Genomic DNA, 20,539 nt, shown 5'->3' with positions numbered 1-20,539 from the left:
CGGGTCATTCGTCCTGACCCGTATCCGGGAGTTCCCCTGTGATCCTCATCAGCGCCGGTCTGGTCCTCACGGCCATCGTCCTGCTCATCGTGGGATTCGTGCTGGCCAAACCTTTCCTGGTCATGTGGTCGATCGCGATCAGCGTGCTGTCCGCGGTCTTCCTGGTGATCGGGGCGTTGTTACGCCGCCACGAACTGTTCCCCGGCGGCGGGCGCGCCGGAGCGGCCCCGCCGCTCCAGCCGAGGGAGCCGGCGCCCACCGGCCCCGCGCCCGTGCCGCACATGCCACCGGGCCGACCGGCCACGCCGGTCTCCCACCCGATGGCGCGGCAGACGGCGACCGCCCCGGCTCGGCCTCGGCCGGGCCGGGTCGCCGCCACCGCCCCCGCCGCTCCCTCCGCGAGGCGGGGCCTGCCGGGCGCCGGGGCGATCGTCCTGGTGATCCCGGGACGCAGGCGCTACCACGTCGTGGGATGCCGGCAGCTCGCAGGCCGGGACCACGAGGAGCTCACCCAGGAGGAGGCGCGGGAGGAGGGCTTCACGCCCTGCACCACGTGCCTTCCCGACCAGCCGACGGCCCCGGCGTCTCCGGTGGCCTCGAAGCCCCCGGCGGCCTCCGCCGCCGTGGCCTCACCCGCCGAGCCGGCGTCCCCGGCTCCGGCGAAACGGCCCGCCGCCCAGGCGTCCGCCGCACCGGACGCGCAGGCCGGTCCGCCTTCCGGCGCCTCGGGGACGGCCGTGCCGCCGTCCCCCGCCCGGCCCTCGCGGCCCGCGCCGGAGACCCCCTCCGACGATCCCAACGCCACGAGCTGGTTCAGCCGCACCACGGCCGGCCCGGTGACCGGGCGGCCGGCCTCCGAGCCCGCTCCGGCCGGCTCCGCGCCCGCCGAGCCCGCGGAGCTCGAGCTCGTGAAGCCCGAACCCGCCGAGCCCGCGGAGCTCGACCCCGCTGAGCCCGAGGCCGTGAAGCCGGAGGCCGGCGAGCCCGTGTCCGCGACGCCGGAGGCCGGCGGGCCTGATTCCGCTGAGCCTGAGGGCGCCGAGCCCGAACCGGCCGAGTCCGCGGACACCGGATCCGGGGACGTCGAGTCCGAACCCGCCGAGTCCGAGGCCGTCGAGCCCGGATCCGGCGACTCCGAGCCGGTGGAGCCGGCCGAGGCCGTTCCCGGGCGCGCCGGGTCGCGGCCGACGGCCGACTCCACCTCGGCGGAATCCTCCGGCGCCGATGAGATCGTCGCCTCCGGGGCTCCCGAGGCCCCCGGCTCGGGCGAGAGCGTCACCCCCGAGACCTCCGGGGCCCCCGGGGCCCTCCATGACTCCGAGACCTCCGGGTCTCCCGGCTCCGGCGGGAGCGACTCCCCGGAGCGACCGGCCACCGCCGGGAACCCCCCGGCCGCCTCCGGCCCCGCGGACGGTGACGACCCCGCGGACGGTGACGACCCCGCGAACGGTGACGACCTCGCGGACGGTGGCGACCCCGCCGGAAGCGCCGCCACCGCCGAGGACGCCGTCTCCCGTGACGCCGCTTCCCGTGACGCCGCCGAAGCCTCCGACGACGCCGGTGCCGCGGCCGGCGGCGGGCCCGCCGCGGGAAGCGCCGCCGAAGCCGGGAGCGAGCCCGCCGCGGGAAGTACCGCCGGAAGCGCCTCCGCCGGCGGGAACGCCGATGCCGCCGACGACGGGGACACCTCCGACGACGACACCTCCGACGACGACACCGCCCCCCGGGGGTTCCCCGCCATCCGGGACGAGCCGCCCGCCGGGACCGTCAAGGTGATCGTCGGCACCCGCCGCTTCCACGACCCGTCCTGCCCCCTGGTCCGGGGCGGAGACGACGACGGCGTCGAGACGATGACCGTGGCCGAGGCCGAGGAGGCCGGGCTGAGCGGCTGCACGGTCTGCCGCGCAGGCCGCGGCTGAGCCCGAACGACACGGAAAGGGCCGCCGGGAGACCTCCCGGCGGCCCTTTCCGCCTTCTCTCCGCGCCCCGGCGGTCCTCCCCTCCAGGAGAGGACCGCCGGGAGGGCTCAGGCCGTACGGCGGAGCTGGAACGCCAGCCCGAGGTCGTCGTCGCGGTGCACGTCGAGCCCGTCGGCGACCCCCTCGGTGAAGGAGACGGCCAGCACCTCGTCGGCCACGACCGAGCCCTGCGCCCGCAGGGCCCCGGCCAGGTCGGCGTCGGCGGCCGACCACCACACGTCGATCCGGTCGGAGATGGACAGGCCCGTCGACTTGCGGGCGTCCTGGAGCAGGCGGACGACCTCGCGGACCAGACCGGCGCGGCGCAGCTCGTCGGTGATCGCCAGGTCGAGGGCGACCGTCTCGCCGGTCCCGGTGCCGATGGCGCCCGTCTCGACCGCCCAGCCGGCCTTCGGCTGCTCGGTGACGATGACCTCCTCGGCGGTCAGCTCCACCGGGCCCAGCCCGGCGGCCTCGACCGTGACGGTGGAACCAGCGCGGAGCGCATGGGCGAGCCCGGTCGCGTCGGCGGAGGCGACGGCCGCGGCCACCAGCTTGGTCTGCGAGCCGAACCGCTTGCCCAGCGCCCGGAAGTTGGGCTTGACGGTGAAGGAGACCAGGTCGGCCTCCACATCCGACAGGTCCTCCAGCGCCTGCACGTTGAGCTCGTCGGCGATCAGCTCGCGCAGCTCCGGCGGGAGGGCGGCCCAGCCGCGGGCGCCCACCAGCGCCCGGCCGAGCGGCTGACGGGTCCTGACCCCGCTGGAGGCGCGGGCCGAGCGGCCCAGCTCCACCAGGCGGCGCACCAGCGCCATCCGCTCCGACAGCTCCGCGTCCAGCAGCGCCGGGTCCGCGGCGGGCCAGGAGGCCAGGTGGACCGAGACGGGGGCGTCGTCGTCACGCAGGACGTCCCAGACGTGGTCGGTGATGAACGGCGCCACCGGCGCCATCAGCCGGGTCACGGTCTCCAGGCACTCGTAGAGCGTGGCGAACGCCGAGACGTCGCCGGACCAGAACCGGCGGCGGGAGCGCCGCACGTACCAGTTGGACAGGTCGTCGAGGAACTCCGCCAGCCGCCGTCCGGCCCTGGCGGTGTCGAAGCCGTCCAGCGACGCCGTCACCTCGGCGACCGTGCGGTGCAGCTCGGCCAGCGCCCAGCGGTCGATCAGCGGCCGGTCGGCGGGGGAGGGGGCCTCGGCGAGCGCCGACGGCGTCCAGGACTCGGCGTCGGCGTACAGGGTGAAGAACGCCGCGGTGTTCCAGTAGGTCAGCAGGACCTTGCGGACGATCTCCTCCAGGGCCGCGTGGCCGATCCGGCGGGCGGCCCACGGGGAGCCGCCGCAGGCCATGTACCAGCGCAGGGCGTCGGCGCCGTGCCGGTCCATCAACGGGATCGGCTGCAACACGTTGCCCAGGTGCTTGCTCATCTTGCGGCCGTCCTCGGCGAGGATCAGGCCGAGGCAGAGCACGTTCTCGTAGGAGGACCGGCCGAAGACCAGCGTGCCGACCGCCATCAGGGAGTAGAACCAGCCGCGGGTCTGGTCGGTGGCCTCGCAGATGAACTGCGCCGGGTACGCCGAATCCAGCATCTCGGCGTTGCGCAGCGGGGCGCCCCACTGGGCGAACGGCATCGATCCGGAGTCGTACCAGGCGTCGATCACGTCCGGCACCCTGCGCGCCTCGGCCCCGCAGTCGGGGCAGGGCAGGGTGACGTCGTCGACGTAGGGGCGGTGCGGATCGAGCGCGGACACGTCCCGGCCCGCCAGCCGGCCCAGCTCCTCCAGGGAGCCCACGCACGTGACGTGCGAGTCGTCGGCGGAGCAGACCCACAGCGGCAGCGGCGTGCCCCAGTAGCGCGACCGCGACAGCGACCAGTCGACGTTGTTGCGCAGCCACTCGCCGAAGCGGCCCCACTTGATCGTCTCCGGGTACCAGTTGGTCTTCTCGTTCTCGGCGAGGAGCTGGTCCTTGATCGCGGTGGTCCGGATGTACCAGGCGGGCAGCGCGTAGTACAGCAGCGCGGTGTGGCAGCGCCAGCAGTGCGGATAGCTGTGTTCGAAGTGGCCGCCGCGGTACAGCAGGCCCCGCGCGTCCAGGTCGGCGGTCAGCTCGTCATCGGCGTCCTTGAAGAACCGGCCGCCGACCAGGGGCACGGTGTCGAGGAAACGGCCGTCCGGGCCGATCGGGTTGACCACCGGCAGGCCGTACCGCTTGCAGATCGTCATGTCGTCGGCGCCGAACGCCGGGGCCTGGTGCACCAGGCCGGTGCCGTCCTCGGTCGTGACGTAGTCGCCGAGCACCACGTAGTGGGCGCCGGGGATGTCGACCAGCTCGAACGGGCGGGAGTAGGAGGTGTGCTCCAGGTCGGCGCCCCGGAAGGAGGCCAGCACCTCGGCCCCCTCGCCCAGGGCGGCGGCCAGCAGCGGCTCGGCCACCACCAGCACCTCGTCGGACCCGGCGGGGCGCGCCGCGACGTAGGTGACGTCGGGGTGCACGGCCACCGCGGTGTTGGACACCAGGGTCCACGGCGTGGTGGTCCAGATCAGCAGCGAGGCGCCGAGCTCGGCCAGCGGGCCGGAGGTGGCGGGCATGCGGACGTAGACCGACGGGCTGGAGACGGTCTCGTAGCCGCCCGGCTGGCCCAGCTCGTGGTCGGACAGACCGGTGCCGCAGCGCGGGCAGTAGGGGGTGATGCGGAAGTCGCGGAACAGCAGGCCCTTGTCGAAGACGACCTTCAGCGACCACCAGACCGACTCGACGTAGTCGGGGTCCATCGTGCGGTACGCCTGGGCCAGGTCGATCCAGTAGCCCATCCGCTCGGTCATCTCTTCGAAGGCGTCCACGTGCCGCAGCACCGACTCGCGGCACCGGGCGTTGAACTCGGCCACGCCGTACGACTCGATGTCCTTCTTGCCGGAGAGGCCGAGCTCCTTCTCCACGGCCACCTCGACGGGCAGGCCGTGGCAGTCCCAGCCGGCCTTGCGCGGCACGCTGTAGCCCTGCATCGACTTGTAGCGGGGGAAGACGTCCTTGAAGACGCGGGCCTCGACGTGGTGGACGCCGGGCATGCCGTTCGCGGTGGGCGGACCCTCGTAGAAGACCCACGTGGGGCCGCCGGCGTTCTGCTCGACGGAGCGCTCGAAGATCTTGCCGTCGCGCCAGCGGCCGAGCATCTCGTGTTCGAGCGCGGGCAGGTCGACCTGCGCGGGAAGAGGGCGGAAGCGGGCTGACATGACGGGCGGGACCTCCACGCTGGTGCTGGCAGTGGCGTGGAGGGACGAGACCTCGCGGCCCCGCGGTACCACCCTCCTTGACCCCCTGCCGCCGGGAACGGCGGTGGGAGGCCCTCTTCCTTCGGTTCGCTGCCGGTTCTACTGAGCCCGTCGCGGGCCGTTCCTCCGGCGGCTCGGGGGTGATTTCCGCCCGGGTCCTCGCCCCGGGCTCACACCGTCCCCGGGTCGCTCGCGCGAGGGGCCCCGGACGTACTCGTCCCCGTCAACGCCTTTGCGAACTCCCACGATAACGCACCCGCCCGCCGGAATCTTCCCGGTTATCGTCCGCGCACGGAACGGGGGAAGGGGCGCGGCGGCGCCGTCCACGCGCGGGACGGCGGGAGGGGAGGCGCGGGGCCGGATCGTACGGGATCGGTAAACATATGGGCGGGTCGTTTGCCGTTCTGTTATCGCGGACCTATGCTGCCCGCACCGTTTACCGCATCGGTACGGTCCGACAGAACGAGGAGGCCGGCATGGCCGCGACTGTGCGCGCAGACGAGAGCGCCACGGGGCCGTCGCAGGACGGTCCCGCCACCTGGTCGGCCGAGGAACTGGCTGAGGTCCGCGAGCGACTGGCCGGGGAGATCGAAGAGCTCACCAAGGAGATCGTCAAGGCGGAGAGCGAGATCGCCGCCCGTGACGTGACCGACGGGGCGGGGGACGACCAGGCGGACGCCGGGGCACGGACGTATGAACGAGAACGTGAGATCGCCCTTACCCTGAATTCACGCGACCTGGTCGCGCAGAATGAGCGAGCGATCGCCCGGATCGACGCGGGTACCTACGGAGTGTGCGAATCGTGCCACAAGCAGATCGGAAAGGAACGCCTGCTGGCGTTCCCGAGGGCGACGCTGTGCGTGGCCTGCAAGCAGCGGGAGGAGCGCCGCTGACGGGCGGCCCGGCGGAGGGGGCGGCGACGGCCGCCCCGCCGGGCAGGCGGAGGATCGCCGTCCTCGCCACGATCGTCCCGATCGTCTACGGTCTCGACCTGCTCACCAAGACGCTCGTGCTGAAGACCCTGGAGGGCCGAGACCCCTTCGTCATCATCCCCGATCTCCTCCAGTTCCGGGTGATCTTCAACTCGGGGGCCGCGTTCAGCATCGGCACCGGCATGACGATCGTCTTCACGTTCGTCGCCGCCGCCGTGGTGGTCGCCATCCTGCGCACCGCGCGGCACCTGCGCAGCCTGCCGTGGGCCGTCACGCTCGCGCTGATGCTCGGCGGGGCGCTCGGCAACCTGACCGACCGCCTCCTGCGCTGGCCCTCGGGCTTCGGCCGGCCCTCGCCGTTCCAGGGGCACGTGGTCGACTTCGTCGAGACCTTCCCCGGCCACTTCCCGGTCTTCAACGTCGCCGACTCGGCGATCGTCTGCGGCGGGATCCTGGCCGTCTTCCTCGCCTGGAGGGGCTACCAGATCGACGGCACCCGCGACACCGGAAGAGCAGAGAAGTGATGACCGACCAGCGGAGTCTCCCCGTTCCCGACGGCCTGGAGGGCGAGCGCCTCGACGCGGCGCTGTCCCGGCTGTTCGGGCTGTCCCGCACCCGCGCGGCCGAGCTGGTCGCCTCCGGCGACGTGCTGGTGGACGGCTCGCCCGCGGCCAAGTCCGACCGGGTCCACGCGGGCGCGTGGCTGGACGTCACGCTGCCGCCCCCGCCCACCGCGCCGATGCCGGTCGCCGAGCCGGTCCCCGGCATGACGATCGTCTACGAGGACGACGACGTCATCGTCGTCAACAAGCCGGTCGGCGTGGCCGCCCACCCCACCGTCGGCTGGACCGGGCCCACCGTGATCGGCGGCCTGCTCGGCACCGGGCACCGGGTGGCGACCAGCGGTGCCGCCGAGCGGCAGGGCATCGTGCACCGTCTCGACGCCAACACCACCGGCGCCATGGTCGTGGCCAAGAGCGAGACCGCCTACTCCCGCCTGAAGCGGGCCTTCAAGGAACGCACCGTCGACAAGCGCTACCACGCGCTGGTCCAGGGCCATCCCGACCCGCTGCGCGGCACGGTGGACGCGCCCATCGACCGCCACCCGGTCGGCGACGGCCGTTTCGCGGTGGTGGCGGGCGGCAAGGACTCGGTCACCCACTACGACACGATCGAGGCGTTCCGCGCCGCGTCGCTGCTGGACATCAAGCTGGAGACGGGCCGGACCCACCAGATCCGGGTCCACATGTCGGCGCTGCGTCACCCGTGCGTCGGCGACATGCTGTACGGCGCCGACCCCAAGCTGGCCGCGCGGCTGGGCGTGACCCGGCAGTGGCTGCACGCGGTCTCGCTGGCCTTCGAGCACCCGGTGACGGGGGAGTGGATGACGTTCACCACCGACTACCCCGAGGACCTGGCGCGCGCGCTGGAACTCGTCGGCGCGGACTTCTGACGGCTCCGGGCCCGCCCGCGGGCCCACCGGCCGGAGGGCGCCGCCCGCCGGGTCCGTGACCTCTCCCGGGCGGGGTCCTCCCGGGCGGGGTCAGACGCTACCGCCCGCCAGGACCGTGACCTTTCCCGTGTCCTTTGCCGTTCGCGGCGCCTTTCCCCCCGACGCGTTCGGCTCGCTGTACGGATCGACCGAGTCCCCGCCCTGGTTCTCTCCCTGATCCCGCGTGTCCTCCGCCGTTCCCCCGTCGGACTCCGGGCTCTTTTCCTCGCCGGAGTCCGCCGGTGCTTTTCCCTGGTCCTTCGGCTTCTCGCCGGAGTTCTTCTCCGGCTTCTTCCCCGCCTTGTCCGCCCCCTTCCCGGGATCCTTCGACGGCTTGCCGTCCGGCTCGGGGGCGGGGGTGTCCTCGGCGCGGTCCTTGCCGTCCTTGCCGTCCTCGCCGTCCCGCCGGGCGTCGCCGCCCTGCCGGGGCCATGCCGAAGGCGGCGTGGCGGAGCGCCCGGTCCCGCCGTCGTCGCGGACGCCGCCGTCGGTCCTGGCGGGCTCCTTCGCGGCGGGGCTCTCGGACGGCTTCGCCTTCTCCGGGGCCTTCTTCTTGACGGGGACGCTCGCCGGGATGGTCTGCCGTACGGTGTCCGACCCGGGGTCGGCGACGTTCACCCAGGCGAAGGCGCCGGAGACCAGGGTCGCGGCGAGCGCCGCGGCCACCAGGGCGCCGCTCGACAGCCTCCGCTGCGGCGGGCCGCTCGTGGCGTATTCCGGGGGTTCTCCGGGGGACTCCGGCGACGGAGTGGCCTCCGCTCCCGGGGCGGCCGCGGCCGCCCCGACGGGCAGGACGCCGGACTCGCTCCGGGGCCGCGGGACCGTGCCCGCGGGGAGCGCGACGGGCGCGGTGGACTGCGGCTCGGCCCCGCTCAGGACCGCCTGCAGGTGGATCTGGAGCTCCTCGGCGGTCATGCGCTGCGCCGGGTCCTTGTGGAGCAGGGCGAAGACGGCCGGCGCGAGCGGTCCGGCGAACCGCATCGGCGGCGGGTCCTGGTGCATGACGGCGCTGAGCGTCGCCAGCGGATGCGCGCGCTCGAAGGGGGAGCGGCCCTCGACGGCCATGTACATCGTCACACCGAGCGACCACATGTCGGAGGCGAACTCCGCCGGCCCCCCGCTCGCCCGCTCGGGCGCGATGAACGCCGGGGTGCCGATGAGCGCCCCGGTCCGGGTGACCGACGAGTCGCCCTCCAGCATCGCGATGCCGAAGTCCGTCAGCACGGCCCGCCCGTTCCTGGCGATCAGGACGTTGTCGGGTTTGACGTCGCGGTGCAGCACGCCCACCCGGTGGGCGGCGACCAGCGCCCCGAGCACGTCGAGCGCGATCTCCGCCACCCGCCTGGGCGGGAGCGGGCCGTCCTCGCGGAGCACGGCCCCCAGTGTCCTGGAGTCCACGAGCTGCATGACGATCCAGGGACGGCCGTTCTCCTCGATGACGTCGTAGACCGTCGCGACGCCCGGATGACCGATTCTCCCGGCGGCGCGGGCCTCTCTCAGCGTCCGCAGGGTGAAGATCTCACGCTCCAGACTGGAGAGGTCGGGGGAGGGGATGACCTCCTTGACCGCGACGTCCCGGCCGAGCACCTCGTCCCGCGCCCGCCAGACCGTGCCCATGCCTCCCCGGCCGATCTGCTCCAACAGCCGGTATCGGGAGCTGATGATCACCTGAGAATCGGTCATGGGGTGCCGAATACCCAGGATTTACCATCACATTCGCGGAATTCCAGAGCCGTATCCGTCGGACGGCGCCGGGCAGGGCCGGACGGTGGCCTGCCGATGGTCTGCCGGTGGTCTGCCGGCGCCCCGGCCGGGGCGCCGGTCAGGGCCGGAAGCTCCTGGCGACGTTGTCGAACAGGGTCCGGTCCCAGTCGGACTCGGGACTCTCCATGTAGATCGCGTACGGGCGGCCGGCGGCCGTGCGGAACCCCCGGTCGAGGACGTGCGTGCGGACCCCGTCCCTGAGGTAGGTGAACTCCCAGTCGGCGGCGCTCCGGGTGAGGTACGTCCGCGCGCTGATGCCGACGCGGCGGTAGCCGGGCCACAGGTTCCTGGCCCGTCCGCTCCGCTCCACCTTCAGCCAGTGCCGGACCGGGTCCTTCTCCGGGTCCTCGGTCGACTCGATCCACAGGAACGTCTTCGACCCCGGGGCCCGGAACTCCACGCGGTCCCGGTCGGGGAACCGCCGGGCGGTCCAGCCGCGCGGCACGTCGACCCTGAAACCCAGCCGGTCGAGGTGGGTCCGCCAGCCCCTGGGCGGCGTCCGGTCCGTGCCCGTCGACGGGGCGGCGGTCGGGCGGGGCGTCCCGGAGGGCCGGGGGGAGGCGGTCGCCTCGCCGGACGGGGAGGCCGTCTCCCTGACCGTCCCGGTCGCGGGCTTCCAGTCCTGGAACACCAGCCAGCCGCCGATGCCGAGCAGCACGGCGAGCGCGGCGGCCCCCGCCGCCAGCGCGGTCTGCGCCACCGGGAACCGCCGTTCCCCGGGCGCGTCGTCCCCGGCGGCCCGCCTGCGGCCCGGCCGTTCGCCCGGGTACGGCGAGGCGTCCGGACGCGCCCGGTGCCCGGCCTGCGTGGGCGCATCCGGGTAGGCCCGGTGTTCCGCCCGCGGGGGAGCGTCCTGGTGCGCCCGATGGCCCATCTGCGGCGGAGCGTCCGGGTGTCCCCCGTGCCCCGCCCGGGTCGGAGCGCTCCGGTAGGCGGGGAGCTCCGGGTCGCCGCCGTGCGACGGGCGCCCGCCGGGCACCGGACCGCCCTGGTACGGCGGGACCTCCCGATGCGCCTGCACCTCCCGGTACGGCGTCCCGGACCGCGGCGGCCCGTTCGGGTCCCGGCCGTCGCCGTACGGCGGAAGGCCCCCGTACGGCGACCGGTCCCGGTACGGTGCCTCGTCCCGGTACGGCGGCTCGTCGGGGCGTCCGGGCCGCCCCCCGTGCCCGGGGCCCTCGTGGAGGGCCCGCCGCGGGTCGTCCGAGAACGTGTGGCCGGAAGCGGCGGGGCCGCCGGGGAACGCGTGCCCGGGGGTGGCCGGGCTCTCGGGGAAGGCTTGCCGCTCCGGCTGTTCCGGGAGGCCGTGCCATGTCCCCTCGTCCGGCCCGTACCGCGCGTGGGACCCCTGCGGCGACCCCGGCGGCGCGGTCTCGGCGGGCCGGGAGCGTTCCCCGGAGCGTTCTCCGGAGCGGGCCGTCCGGGAGCCGCGGCCGGAGTGCCGCGTCGGCGGCCCGGTGAGCCCGGCGGGGTCCCCGGCGTCCGCCGCGGGGAGCGTGCCCGGCGGCGGGAGGACGCCCGCCGTGCCCGCCGTGCCTGCGATGCCCGTCGTGCCCGTTGCGCCCGTCTCGTTCGCGCCGGACGGCGCGGAGGACGCCCGGGTGAGCAGCGCCATGGCGTGCTCGGCCGGCATCCGCTCCGCGGGCTCCCTGGCCATCAGCCCCAGGATCACGATGGCGAGCGGCCCGGTGTGCGCCATGGGCGCGGGCTCGCCGTGCAGGACGGCCATCATCGTCGCCGCGGCCGTGGCGCGCTCGAACGGCGGACGGCCCTCCACGGCCGCGTACAGCGTCGCCCCGAGGGACCACAGGTCCGACGCGGGGGTGGCGGGCAGCCCGTGCAGCCGCTCGGGCGGCAGGAACGCCGGGGTGCCGACGACCCCGCCGGTCCGGGTGATCCCCGTCTCCTGAGCCATCGAGGCGATGCCGAAGTCGGTGAGGACCACGCGGCCGTCATCGGCCAGCAGCACGTTCTCGGGCTTGACGTCGCGGTGCAGCACCCCGGCGGCGTGCGCCGCCAGCAGCGCGCCCAGCACCTGCGTCCCCACGGACGCCACCCGTCCGGGCGGGAGCGGCCCCCCGGCGCGGACGGCCTGGCCCAGCGACCGCGACCGGACCAGCTGCATGATGATCCAGGGGCGGCCGTCCTCCTCCACCACGTCGTGAATGATGATCACAGACGGGTGGTCGAGCCGCCCGGCGCTCCTGGCCTCGCGGATGGTCCGCCGGTTCAGGTCCGCCCGCGCGGCATCGTCGACGTCGCGGTAACGGACCTCCTTGATCGCCACGATCCGGTCGAGGAGCTCGTCGTGGGCGCGCCACACGACGCCCATGCCGCCCTCGCCGATGGGTTCGATCAGGTGGTACCGGCCCGCCACCTTCCGTTCGGTCATTGTCGCCGCCCCTCCCAAACCCAGGCATCGTAGCCGTTCGGGGCGGACCTCACTTTTTCGAGGAGAAGGTCTCGGTGAACCCCTTGAAGTAGTGCAGGTTCTCGTCCCACTTCGAGGCGAGGGTGTGCCAGTAGATCGCGTACCCCCGGCCGCCCTTGGTGACGAACCCCCGGTTGATCACGCGGGCCTTGCCCGAGCTCGTGTTCCAGGTGAACTCCCAGTCGGCGGCCTTCTCCATGTAGTCGACGTTCTCGATGCGGATCCGCTTGTAGCCGGGGAACCTGCCGCGACTGTAGGGCTCCTGGTTCTCCCAGTCCTTCTTGGGGTCGGGCCCGGCCTTGTCGACGTACTCGACGAACACGAAGCTCGCCCGGTCGGGGCTGCGGAACCACACCTGCTTGCCGACCCGCTTGTCCTCGTCCCACCCCTTGGGCAGCCCGATGGAGAAGCCGTTGCGGTCCTTGTGCATGCGCCACCCGGCGGGCAGCGCGGGCTCGTCCTTCTTCTCGTCCTTCTCGTCTTCGCCGCTCTCCGACGCCGAGGGGGACGGGGAGGGGGCGGTGCTCGGGCTCTCGCCGGTGCCGGGGGACCCGGAGGACGTGGGGCCGGAGGTGGGCTGCTGGGACGTCCCGGAGGTCTTCGAGTCGCCGGTGGGCTCGGCCGACCGGCCGGCCCGCGAGGCCGAGGAGCCGTCGTCCTTGCGGGCGCTCTGCGCTCCGAGCCACGCCGCGAGCGCCCCCACCAGCAGGATCGCCGGCACGATCAGCAGGGCCCACCGCAGCACGGACCTGGACCCCCCGCCGCCGTTCCCGGGCGAGGTGGGCAGCACGTCGCCCGCCGCGGACGGCGGCACGGTGGGCGGCGCGGACGCCGCGGACGGGGCCGCCGCGGACGGGGCGGACGACGAGGCGGTGGACGGGACGGGCGGCGCGGACGGCCGGGACCGTACGGCGGGCTCCCGGCTCGCCGGGGGGACGACGGGCTCCGGCCGGGGCGCCGGAACGGCCTCGCGCGGCTCCGGCTCCCGCTCCGGCCGGGCGGCGGGCGCGGGGTCCGCCCCGGCGCGTCCTACCGGGGGGACGGGCTCGCGCCCGGCCTTGGCCGACTTGGCTGACTTGGCCGGCCTGGCCGACGGTGCGCGCCCGGCCGGGGCCGGGGACGCGGGCGGAGCCGGCGCGGGGACGGACGGGACGTCCTCCTCCGCCGCCGGCGCGGTCGTGCCGAGCCTGGCCCCGGTGGACGGCGGGCCGCCGGCCTCCAGGCTGATCTGCGGGTCGGTCGCCGCGGCCGCCGCGTCGTCGGGGGACTCCGGCGCCTCCCGCGCCTCGCGGGGCTTCGGGGCGTCCGGCGCCTCGGCGACCGGCATGACGGCCGTCCTCGCGGGCTCCCGCGGCTCGGCGGCGGGCGCGCTCCGCCGGCCGCCCTCGGCGACCTCGCGCAGCATCCGCTCCGCCTCGTCGTACGACAGGCGACGCGCCGGGTCCTTGCGGAGCAGCCCCTCCAGCACCGGGGCCAGCCGCCCCGCGCGCGCCGGGGGGTCGGGCTCGTCGTTCAGCACGGCGTGCATGGTCGGCAGCGCCCCGCCGCGGTCGTGCGGGGCCCGGCCCTCCACGGCCGCGTACAGCGTCGCCCCGAGGGACCACAGGTCGGACTCGCGCTGGGCGGTGCCGCCCTTGATCCGCTCCGGCGCGATGAACGCGGGTGTGCCCGCGATGCCGGTCATGGTCAGCGCGGTCTCCGACTCCAGCGTCGCGATGCCGAAGTCGGTGAGGACGACGCGGCCGTCGTCGGCCATCAGCACGTTCTCGGGCTTGACGTCGCGGTGCAGCACGCCCTGGGCGTGCGCGGCGCGCAGCGCGTCGAGAACCTGGAGCCCTATCTCCGCGACCCGCTCGGGCGGCAGGGGCCCGTCCTGCCGCAGCACCTTGCCGAGGGCGCGGGACTCCACCAGCTGCATGACGATCCAGGGACGGCCGTCCTCCTCGACGACGTCGTGGACGACCACCACGTTGGGGTGCGTCAGCCGCCCGGCGGCGCGGGCCTCGCGCTTGGTCCGCCGGTTGAAGTTCTCCTGGTTGTCCTCGCCGAGCGTGTCGGCGTAGCGGACCTCCTTGACCGCGACCTCGCGGTCGAGCAGCTCGTCGTGGGCCCGCCAGACGATGCCCATGCCACCCCGGCCGATGGGTTCGAGCAGGTGGTAGCGGGAGGCAACGCGGCGTCCCTCAGGTTGTGCTTCGGCCATCAACCGCACCTACCCCTTTCTAAGCCACCGAATACTCTCACAGGCCAGGTGGGGTGATCGACTCTCTCGCGCGCGGTGTGTTCGGCATATGAGACGAATCTGCTCACCACCTGGCGTGTCGCCGGAAGATGGCCTATCGTCGATGCCGTGACATGCAACTTCGCGTTTATCGGGCCGGCTCCGGGGAGCCGGTCGTGACGACGTGACGTAGCGACCTTCCGGAGCCGGCCACAGGCAGAGACCTTGAGATCTCTGCCTTTTTTGTTTCTCCGATCCGCCGGCTCGCGGGGCGTGCCGGCCCAGTCAGGGAGCCGTGATGTTGACCGCAGACTTGGAACGCCGGGCCGTGCGCCTGGGGACGCTCACCGTGGGCGATGGGCCCGCCGTGGTGATCGGCGGGCCTGGCGCCGAGGCGCGGCTGCTCGACCTGCGGGTCCGCCGGGAACCGGCGGCCGAGGCGCTGACCCGGGTCCGCGCCTCCTGGGAGGGGCCGCTCCTCGTCGAGCCGTCCGCCGCGGACGACCTGCCGGCGATAGCCGCCGGCGCCGACGCGGTGGTGGTCGGCGCGGCCTGGACGCGCGACCTGCCGCTGGTCCGCGCGGCCGCCCGGCTCGGACTGCCCGTGGTGGTCCATCGCGGTCCCGCCGCGACGCTGGAGGAGTGGCTGGCCGTGGCCGGGCAGTGCGCGGCCGAGGGCAACGACCGGATCGTGCTGTGCGAGAGCGGGGGCCGGGCGCGCGTCGCGGAGCCGGCCCCCGACCTGGCGTTGCTGCGCGCCGCCCGGGAGAGGTCCGGCCGGCCCGTCGTCGCGGGCCTCGGCGAGGGCGCCGGCCTGGCCGCGGCGGCGGTCGCCGCCGGCGCCGACGGCCTGCTGCTGTCGCCCGGTGCCCCGGAGGAGGCCGTCCGCGGCGCGCTGGAGGCCGCCCGGGTCGTCGGGGCGCTGACCCGCCCGGAGACGCCCGGCTCGATCCTCGCCGCCCGCGGCGCCATCGACCGCGTCGACGCCGCCCTCGCCGTCCTGCTGGAGCGCCGGATCGGGCTCGCCGGAGTCATCCAGCGGCTCAAGCCGGTCGGCGGCTTCGCGGGCCGCGACCCCGACCGCGAGCGCCGCCTGGTGGCCGAGATGGCCCGCCGCGCCCCCACGCTGGGCGAGGAGCGGCTCGCACCCATCATGAAGGCCGTCATCGAGGCGGGGCTGCACGTGGCCGAGGAGCGCCGCGCCCGGGACGGGGCCTGACCGTCGCGCCGCGCCGCGCCGCCTGCCGGGGGCGCGGCGGGCCCGCCGTACGCGGGGTTCAGCCGGGCATGCGGTCGGCCAGCGGGGCCCCGGCGCGGCGGCGGGAGCCGACGACGCGCCAGCCCAGGGCGATCCCCGCGGCCAGCACCGGGACGCAGAAGAAGGCGATGCGCTGGTCGGGGTCGGCGAACGCCATGAGCACCACCACCAGCGCGAGGAGGGCCAGCGTGAACCAGTTGGTGTACGGCGAGCCGGGCATCCGGAAGGACGGCCGTTCGACGAGGCCCCGCAGGGCGGCGCGGCGCAGCCGCAGCTGGCAGTAGAGCAGGGTGGCCCAGGTGGTGATCACGCCGAGGGACGCGACGGCGGTGGCGATGTTGAAGGCGCGCTCGGGGACGAAGTAGTACAGCACCACCCCGGCCAGCAGCACCCCCGCGGTGATGAGGATGCCGCCGAAGGGCACGTGACGCGAGCTGAGGCGTCCCGCGACGGCGGGCGCCTCGCCCTTGACCGCCATGGCCCGCAGGATCCGGCCGGTGGAGTACAGGCCCGAGTTGCACGACGACATCGCCGCGGTGATCACGACCAGGTTCATCGCGTCGGCGGCCCAGGGCACGCCGAGGGCGGCGAAGACCGTCACGAACGGCGACCGGCCGGGGCCGTAGGACGTCCACGGCAGCGCCATGCACAGCAGCAGCACCGAGCCGACGTAGAAGACCCCGATGCGCCAGATCACGCTGTTGATGGCCTTGGGCATGACCTTGCCGGGGTCCCTCGTCTCGCCGGCGGCGATGCCGACCAGTTCGATCGCCGAGTAGGCGAAGACGACCGACTGCAGGCTCATCAGCACCGGCGGGAACCCCATGGAGAAGAAACCGCCGTGGGAGGTGAGGTTGCCGGCCCCCGCGGGCGTCCCGCCCACCTCCGTCCCCAGCAGCACGACCGCCAGCCCGACCACCAGGAACGCGCAGATGGCCAGCACCTTCAGCAGCGCGAACCAGAACTCCAGCTCGCCGAAGAGCCGCACCGACAGCAGGTTGACGGTCAGCACGAACCCCAGCGCGACGAGCGCGGTGAGCCATCGGGGGAAGTCCGGCGCCCACATGTGCACGTAGACGGAGATCGCGGTCAGCTCGGCGACGCCGGTGAAGGCCCAGTTGACCCAGTACATCCAGCCGCTGGCGAAGGCCGCCCACGGGCCGACGAACTCGGCGGCGTAGTCCACGAAGGAGCCGGAGGTGGGCCGGTGGAGCACCAGCTCGCCCAGCGCGCGCATCACGAAGAAGGCCGCCAGCCCGGCGACCGCGTACGACAGCACCAGCGCCGGCCCGCTCGCCTGAAGGCGCCCCCCGGAGCCCAGGAACAGCCCGACGCCGATGGCGCCGCCGATCGCGATCATCTGCACCTGGCGGTTGCCGAGCGCGTGGCTGTAGCCCTCTTCGGTCCTCACGTGACCCCCCTGTTCACTCTTCTCACATGAATCATCGCTCAAAGTAGCCGAGTCCCGCCGCCGTCACGGGGTGGTGCGGCACCCGGTGAGGGCCCGAACGCGTAGGCTTCCCACGCCGACAGGAGACCAGGGGAGGGCGAGGCCGCATGCCAGACTCGTTTGTTCATCTTCACGTTCACACGGAGTACTCCATGCTCGATGGAGCGGCCCGTCTGAAGCAGATGTTCAAGCAGGTCGGTGACCTGGGCATGCCCGCCATCGCGATCACCGACCACGGCAACATGCACGGCGCCTACGACTTCTACAAGCAGGCCACCGGGGCGGGGATCAAGCCGATCATCGGCATCGAGGCGTACGTCGCCCCGGCCTCCCGGCACCAGAAGAAGCCGGTGCTGTGGGGCGAGCCGCACCAGAAGAGGGACGACGTCTCGGCGGGCGGCTACTACACCCACATGACGATCTGGGCGCGCAACGACCGCGGCCTGAAGAACCTCATGAAGCTCTCCTCCCGGGCCTACACCGAGGGCTTCGTCCGCAAGTGGGCCCGGATGGACGCCGAGATCCTCGCCGAGCACTCCGAGGGCCTGATGGCCACCACCGGCTGCCCGTCAGGCGAGGTGCAGACCCGCCTGCGCCTGGGCCAGTACGACGAGGCCCTCGCCGCCGCGGCGAGATACCAGGAGCTGTTCGGCAAGGACAACTACTACCTGGAGATCATGGACCACGGGCTCGACATCGAGCGCCGGGTCCGCGACGGCCTGACCCGCATCTCCAGGGAACTGGGCATCCCGCCGCTGGTCACCAACGACTCCCACTACACCTACGAGTCCGACGCCTCCTCCCACGACGCCCTGCTGTGCATCCAGACGGGCAAGCAGCTGTCGGACCCCGACCGGTTCCGCTTCGACGGCAGCGGCTACTACATCAAGACCGCCGACGAGATGCGCGCCGTCGACTCCTCCGACCTGTGGGCCGAGGGCTGCCGCAACACCCTGCTGGTCGCCGAGAAGGTCGACCCGTCCGGCATGTTCGGTTTCAAGAACCTGATGCCGACCTTCCCGGTGCCCGACGGCATGACCGAGGAGGAGTTCTTCCGGCAGCAGGTCTGGGAGGGCATGGAGCGCCGCTTCCCCGAGGGGGTCGACGAGGAGCACCGCGCCTGGGCCGAGAAGGAGCTCGGCGTCATCGTCCAGATGGGCTTCCCGTCCTACTTCCTCGTGGTCGCCGACTTCATCATGTGGGCCAAGAACAACGGCATCCGGGTCGGCCCCGGCCGTGGCTCGGCGGCGGGCTCGCTGGTGGCCTACGCCCTCGGCATCACCGACCTCGACCCGATCCCGCACGGCCTGATCTTCGAGCGGTTCCTCAACCCCGAGCGCGTCTCCATGCCCGACGTCGACATCGACTTCGACGAGCGCCGGCGCGGTGACGTGATCCGCTACGTGACCGAGAAGTGGGGCTCCGACAAGGTCGCGATGATCGCCACCTTCGGCACCATCAAGGCGAAGGCCGCCATCAAGGACGCGGCCCGCGTCCTGGGATACCCGTACGCGCTGGGCGACCGGGTCTCCAAGGCGTTCCCGCCCGCGGTGATGGGCAAGGACATCCCGCTGTCGGGCATCTTCGACTCCGATCATCCCCGGTACAACGAGGCCGGCGAGCTGCGCAAGCTGTACGAGGAGGACGTCGACGTCAAGGCGGCGGTCGACCTCGGCCGCGGCCTGGAGGGCCTGATCCGGCAGACCGGCGTGCACGCCGCGGGCGTCATCATGTCGTCCGAGGTGCTGACCGACCACATCCCGATCATGCGCCGCGACTCCGACGGCGCGATCATCACGCAGTTCGACTACCCGACCTGCGAGACGCTCGGCCTGCTGAAGATGGACTTCCTGGGCCTGCGCAACCTCACGATCATCGACGACTGCCTCAAGGCCATCGAGGCCAACACCGGCACCATGATCGACCTGCTCAAGCTGCCGCTGGACGACCGCAGGACCTACGAGCTGCTGGCCCGCGGCGACACCCTCGGCGTGTTCCAGCTCGACGGCGGCGGCATGCGTTCGCTGCTGCGCCTGATGCGGCCCGACAACTTCGAGGACATCTCCGCCGCCCTCGCGCTCTACCGGCCCGGCCCGATGGGCGCCAACTCGCACACCAACTACGCGCTGCGCAAGAACGGCCAGCAGGAGATCATCCCGATCCACCCGGAGCTGGAGGAGCCGCTCAGGGAGATCCTCGACACGACCCACGGCCTGATCGTCTATCAGGAGCAGGTCATGGCCATCGCGCAGAAGGTCGCCGGCTACTCCCTCGGAGGCGCCGACCTGCTCCGCCGCGCGATGGGCAAGAAGAAGAAGTCGGAGCTGGACAAGCAGTACGAGTTCTTCGAGCGCGGCATGAAGGACAACGGCTTCTCCGCCGCGGCCATCAAGTCCCTGTGGGACATCCTGCTGCCCTTCTCCGACTACGCCTTCAACAAGGCCCACACCGCCGGCTACGGCCTCGTCGCGTACTGGACCGGCTACCTCAAGGCGAACTACCCCGCCGAGTACATGGCGGCCCTGCTGACCTCCGTCAAGGACGACAAGGACAAGTCGGCCCTCTACCTCAACGAGTGCCGCCGGATGGGCATCAAGGTGCTCCCACCGGACGTCAACGACTCCGACTTCGACTTCACCCCGCGTGGCTCCGACGTCCGCTTCGGCCTGTCGGCCATCCGCAACGTCGGCGGCAACGTCGTCGACGGGATCCTGGCCGCGCGCAAGGAGAAGGGCCGCTACACCGACTTCAAGGACTTCCTGCGCAAGGTCCCGGCGATCGTCTGCAACAAGCGCGTCATCGAGTCGCTGATCAAGGCCGGCGCGTTCGACTCCTTCGGGCACGTCCGCAAGGGCCTGGTCCTGGTCCACGAGCAGGCCGTCGACGCGATCATCGACATCAAGAAGAACGAGGCGATCGGCCAGGACTCCCTGTTCGGCGCGGTCGAGGGCGCCGAGGACCAGACCTTCGACGTGCAGATCCCGCCGGGGGAGTGGGACAAGACCACCCTGCTGGCGTTCGAGCGGGAGATGCTCGGCCTGTACGTCTCCGACCACCCGCTGTTCGGAGTGGAGCACATCCTCGCCTCCGGCGCGGACTGCTCGGTCGCCGCACTCCAGGACGAGAACCGCCCGGACGGGCAGATCGTCACGGTCGGCGGCATCCTGAGCGGCGTGCAGCGCAAGGTCACCAAGAAGGGCGACACCTGGGTCCTGACCATGCTGGAGGACCTGGCGGGCGCCATCGAGGTGATGGTCTTCCCCTCGACGTACCAGCTCTGCTCGACCATCCTCGCCGAGGACGCGATCGTCTTCGTCAAGGGCCGCCTGGACAAGCGCGAGGACGTCGGCAAGATCATCGCGATGGAGGTGACCGCCCCCGACCTGTCCGTCGAGGGCGGCGGCCCCCTGGTCGTCAGCATGCCGCTCACCCGCTGCACCCCGCCCGTGGTGGGGCGGCTGAAGGAGGTCCTGGTCACCCATCCGGGCACCACCGAGGTCCACCTGCAGGTCCACAACGGTCCCCGGACGACCGTCATGCGGCTCGACGACCGCCTGCGGGTCGCCCTGTCCCCGGCCCTGATGGGCGACCTGAAGCAGCTCCTCGGCCCGGCCTGCCTGGGGGCCTGAGCGGCCTCGGCCGGGGGCGGACGGTCTCCGGCCTCTCCGGGCCGGGCCCACGCGGGGCCCGGCCACCGGATCAGCCCTCGCGGGCCGTGATCGGCCCCCGCCGGACCACGGCCCGGAGAGGACCTCGTGGGC

The 20,539-nt window shown here is 73.3% G+C and carries 11 protein-coding genes; 6 read left to right on the top strand and 5 right to left on the bottom strand.

Annotation, left to right across the window (positions count from 1 at the left end; genetic code table 11):
- Nucleotides 1-38 precede the first annotated feature (38 nt).
- On the top strand, nt 39-1,919 hold the full coding sequence (locus ACFYSC_RS00595; protein WP_389954682.1) for a hypothetical protein: 1,881 nt from the start codon (nt 39-41) through the stop codon (nt 1,917-1,919).
- A 107-nt stretch (nt 1,920-2,026) separates the two neighbouring features.
- On the opposite strand, the gene ileS is transcribed toward ACFYSC_RS00595, so the two are convergent.
- A complete protein-coding gene (gene ileS / locus ACFYSC_RS00590; RefSeq protein WP_389954679.1) occupies nt 2,027-5,191 on the bottom strand; it encodes an isoleucine--tRNA ligase in 3,165 nt (1,054 codons plus the stop codon).
- Nucleotides 5,192-5,718: 527 nt separating this feature from the next.
- Between ileS and ACFYSC_RS00585 the strand changes: the two genes are divergently transcribed.
- From ACFYSC_RS00585 to ACFYSC_RS00575, 3 genes are read left to right on the top strand one after another with little or no spacing between them, the layout of a single operon-like run.
- Nucleotides 5,719-6,123 carry a TraR/DksA family transcriptional regulator gene (locus tag ACFYSC_RS00585; RefSeq protein ID WP_389956269.1) on the top strand — a complete coding sequence of 135 codons (405 nt, stop codon included), beginning with the start codon at nt 5,719-5,721 and terminating at the stop codon, nt 6,121-6,123.
- Nucleotides 6,087-6,686 (top strand): signal peptidase II, encoded by a 600-nt coding sequence (lspA, locus tag ACFYSC_RS00580; RefSeq protein ID WP_389954677.1) that lies wholly within the window; start codon nt 6,087-6,089, stop codon nt 6,684-6,686. The genes ACFYSC_RS00585 and lspA overlap by 37 nt, the downstream gene beginning before the upstream one ends.
- Nucleotides 6,686-7,615, top strand: coding sequence for an RluA family pseudouridine synthase (locus tag ACFYSC_RS00575; protein WP_389954674.1), 930 nt, complete (start codon nt 6,686-6,688; stop codon nt 7,613-7,615). The genes lspA and ACFYSC_RS00575 overlap by 1 nt, the downstream gene beginning before the upstream one ends.
- A 90-nt stretch (nt 7,616-7,705) precedes the next feature.
- On the opposite strand, the gene ACFYSC_RS00570 is transcribed toward ACFYSC_RS00575, so the two are convergent.
- The 3 genes from ACFYSC_RS00570 to ACFYSC_RS00560 form a co-directional block, all read right to left on the bottom strand.
- The gene (locus tag ACFYSC_RS00570; protein WP_389954670.1) at nt 7,706-9,337 is read right to left on the bottom strand and encodes a protein kinase; all 1,632 of its coding nucleotides are present in this window, start codon (nt 9,335-9,337) and stop codon (nt 7,706-7,708) included.
- A 139-nt stretch (nt 9,338-9,476) separates the two neighbouring features.
- A complete protein-coding gene (locus tag ACFYSC_RS00565) occupies nt 9,477-11,810 on the bottom strand; it encodes a protein kinase (protein ID WP_389954668.1) in 2,334 nt (777 codons plus the stop codon).
- 49 nt (nt 11,811-11,859) lie between these two features.
- Nucleotides 11,860-14,052 (bottom strand): protein kinase, encoded by a 2,193-nt coding sequence (locus ACFYSC_RS00560; protein WP_389954665.1) that lies wholly within the window; start codon nt 14,050-14,052, stop codon nt 11,860-11,862.
- Nucleotides 14,053-14,368: 316 nt separating this feature from the next.
- Between ACFYSC_RS00560 and ACFYSC_RS00555 the strand changes: the two genes are divergently transcribed.
- Entirely contained in the window at nt 14,369-15,289 is a 921-nt protein-coding gene (locus tag ACFYSC_RS00555) for a chorismate mutase (RefSeq protein WP_389954662.1), read from the top strand.
- Between the two features lie 58 nt (nt 15,290-15,347).
- Here the strand turns inward: ACFYSC_RS00555 and ACFYSC_RS00550 are convergent, their stop codons facing one another.
- Nucleotides 15,348-16,739 carry an amino acid permease gene (locus ACFYSC_RS00550; RefSeq protein ID WP_389954659.1) on the bottom strand — a complete coding sequence of 464 codons (1,392 nt, stop codon included), beginning with the start codon at nt 16,737-16,739 and terminating at the stop codon, nt 15,348-15,350.
- A gap of 146 nt (nt 16,740-16,885) precedes the next feature.
- On the opposite strand from ACFYSC_RS00550, the gene dnaE reads away from it, so the two are divergent.
- Entirely contained in the window at nt 16,886-20,407 is a 3,522-nt protein-coding gene (gene dnaE / locus ACFYSC_RS00545; RefSeq protein ID WP_389954657.1) for a DNA polymerase III subunit alpha, read from the top strand.
- The last annotated feature ends 132 nt before the right edge of the window (nt 20,408-20,539 follow it).

Source organism: Streptosporangium sp. NPDC004379 (assembly GCF_042873875.1).
In the GTDB taxonomy this organism is placed as follows: domain Bacteria; phylum Actinomycetota; class Actinomycetes; order Streptosporangiales; family Streptosporangiaceae; genus Streptosporangium.
This window is presented reverse-complemented; position numbering and strand designations above follow the sequence as displayed.

Coding starts and splice junctions, on each gene's coding strand:
- ileS (WP_389954679.1), bottom strand. CDS start 5,191: ATGTCAGCCCGCTTCCGCCCTCTTCCCGCGCAGGTCGACCTGCCCGCG.
- ACFYSC_RS00575 (WP_389954674.1), top strand. CDS start 6,686: ATGACCGACCAGCGGAGTCTCCCCGTTCCCGACGGCCTGGAGGGCGAG.
- ACFYSC_RS00570 (WP_389954670.1), bottom strand. CDS start 9,337: ATGACCGATTCTCAGGTGATCATCAGCTCCCGATACCGGCTGTTGGAG.
- ACFYSC_RS00565 (WP_389954668.1), bottom strand. CDS start 11,810: ATGACCGAACGGAAGGTGGCGGGCCGGTACCACCTGATCGAACCCATC.
- ACFYSC_RS00560 (WP_389954665.1), bottom strand. CDS start 14,052: ATGGCCGAAGCACAACCTGAGGGACGCCGCGTTGCCTCCCGCTACCAC.
- ACFYSC_RS00555 (WP_389954662.1), top strand. CDS start 14,369: ATGTTGACCGCAGACTTGGAACGCCGGGCCGTGCGCCTGGGGACGCTC.
- dnaE (WP_389954657.1), top strand. CDS start 16,886: ATGCCAGACTCGTTTGTTCATCTTCACGTTCACACGGAGTACTCCATG.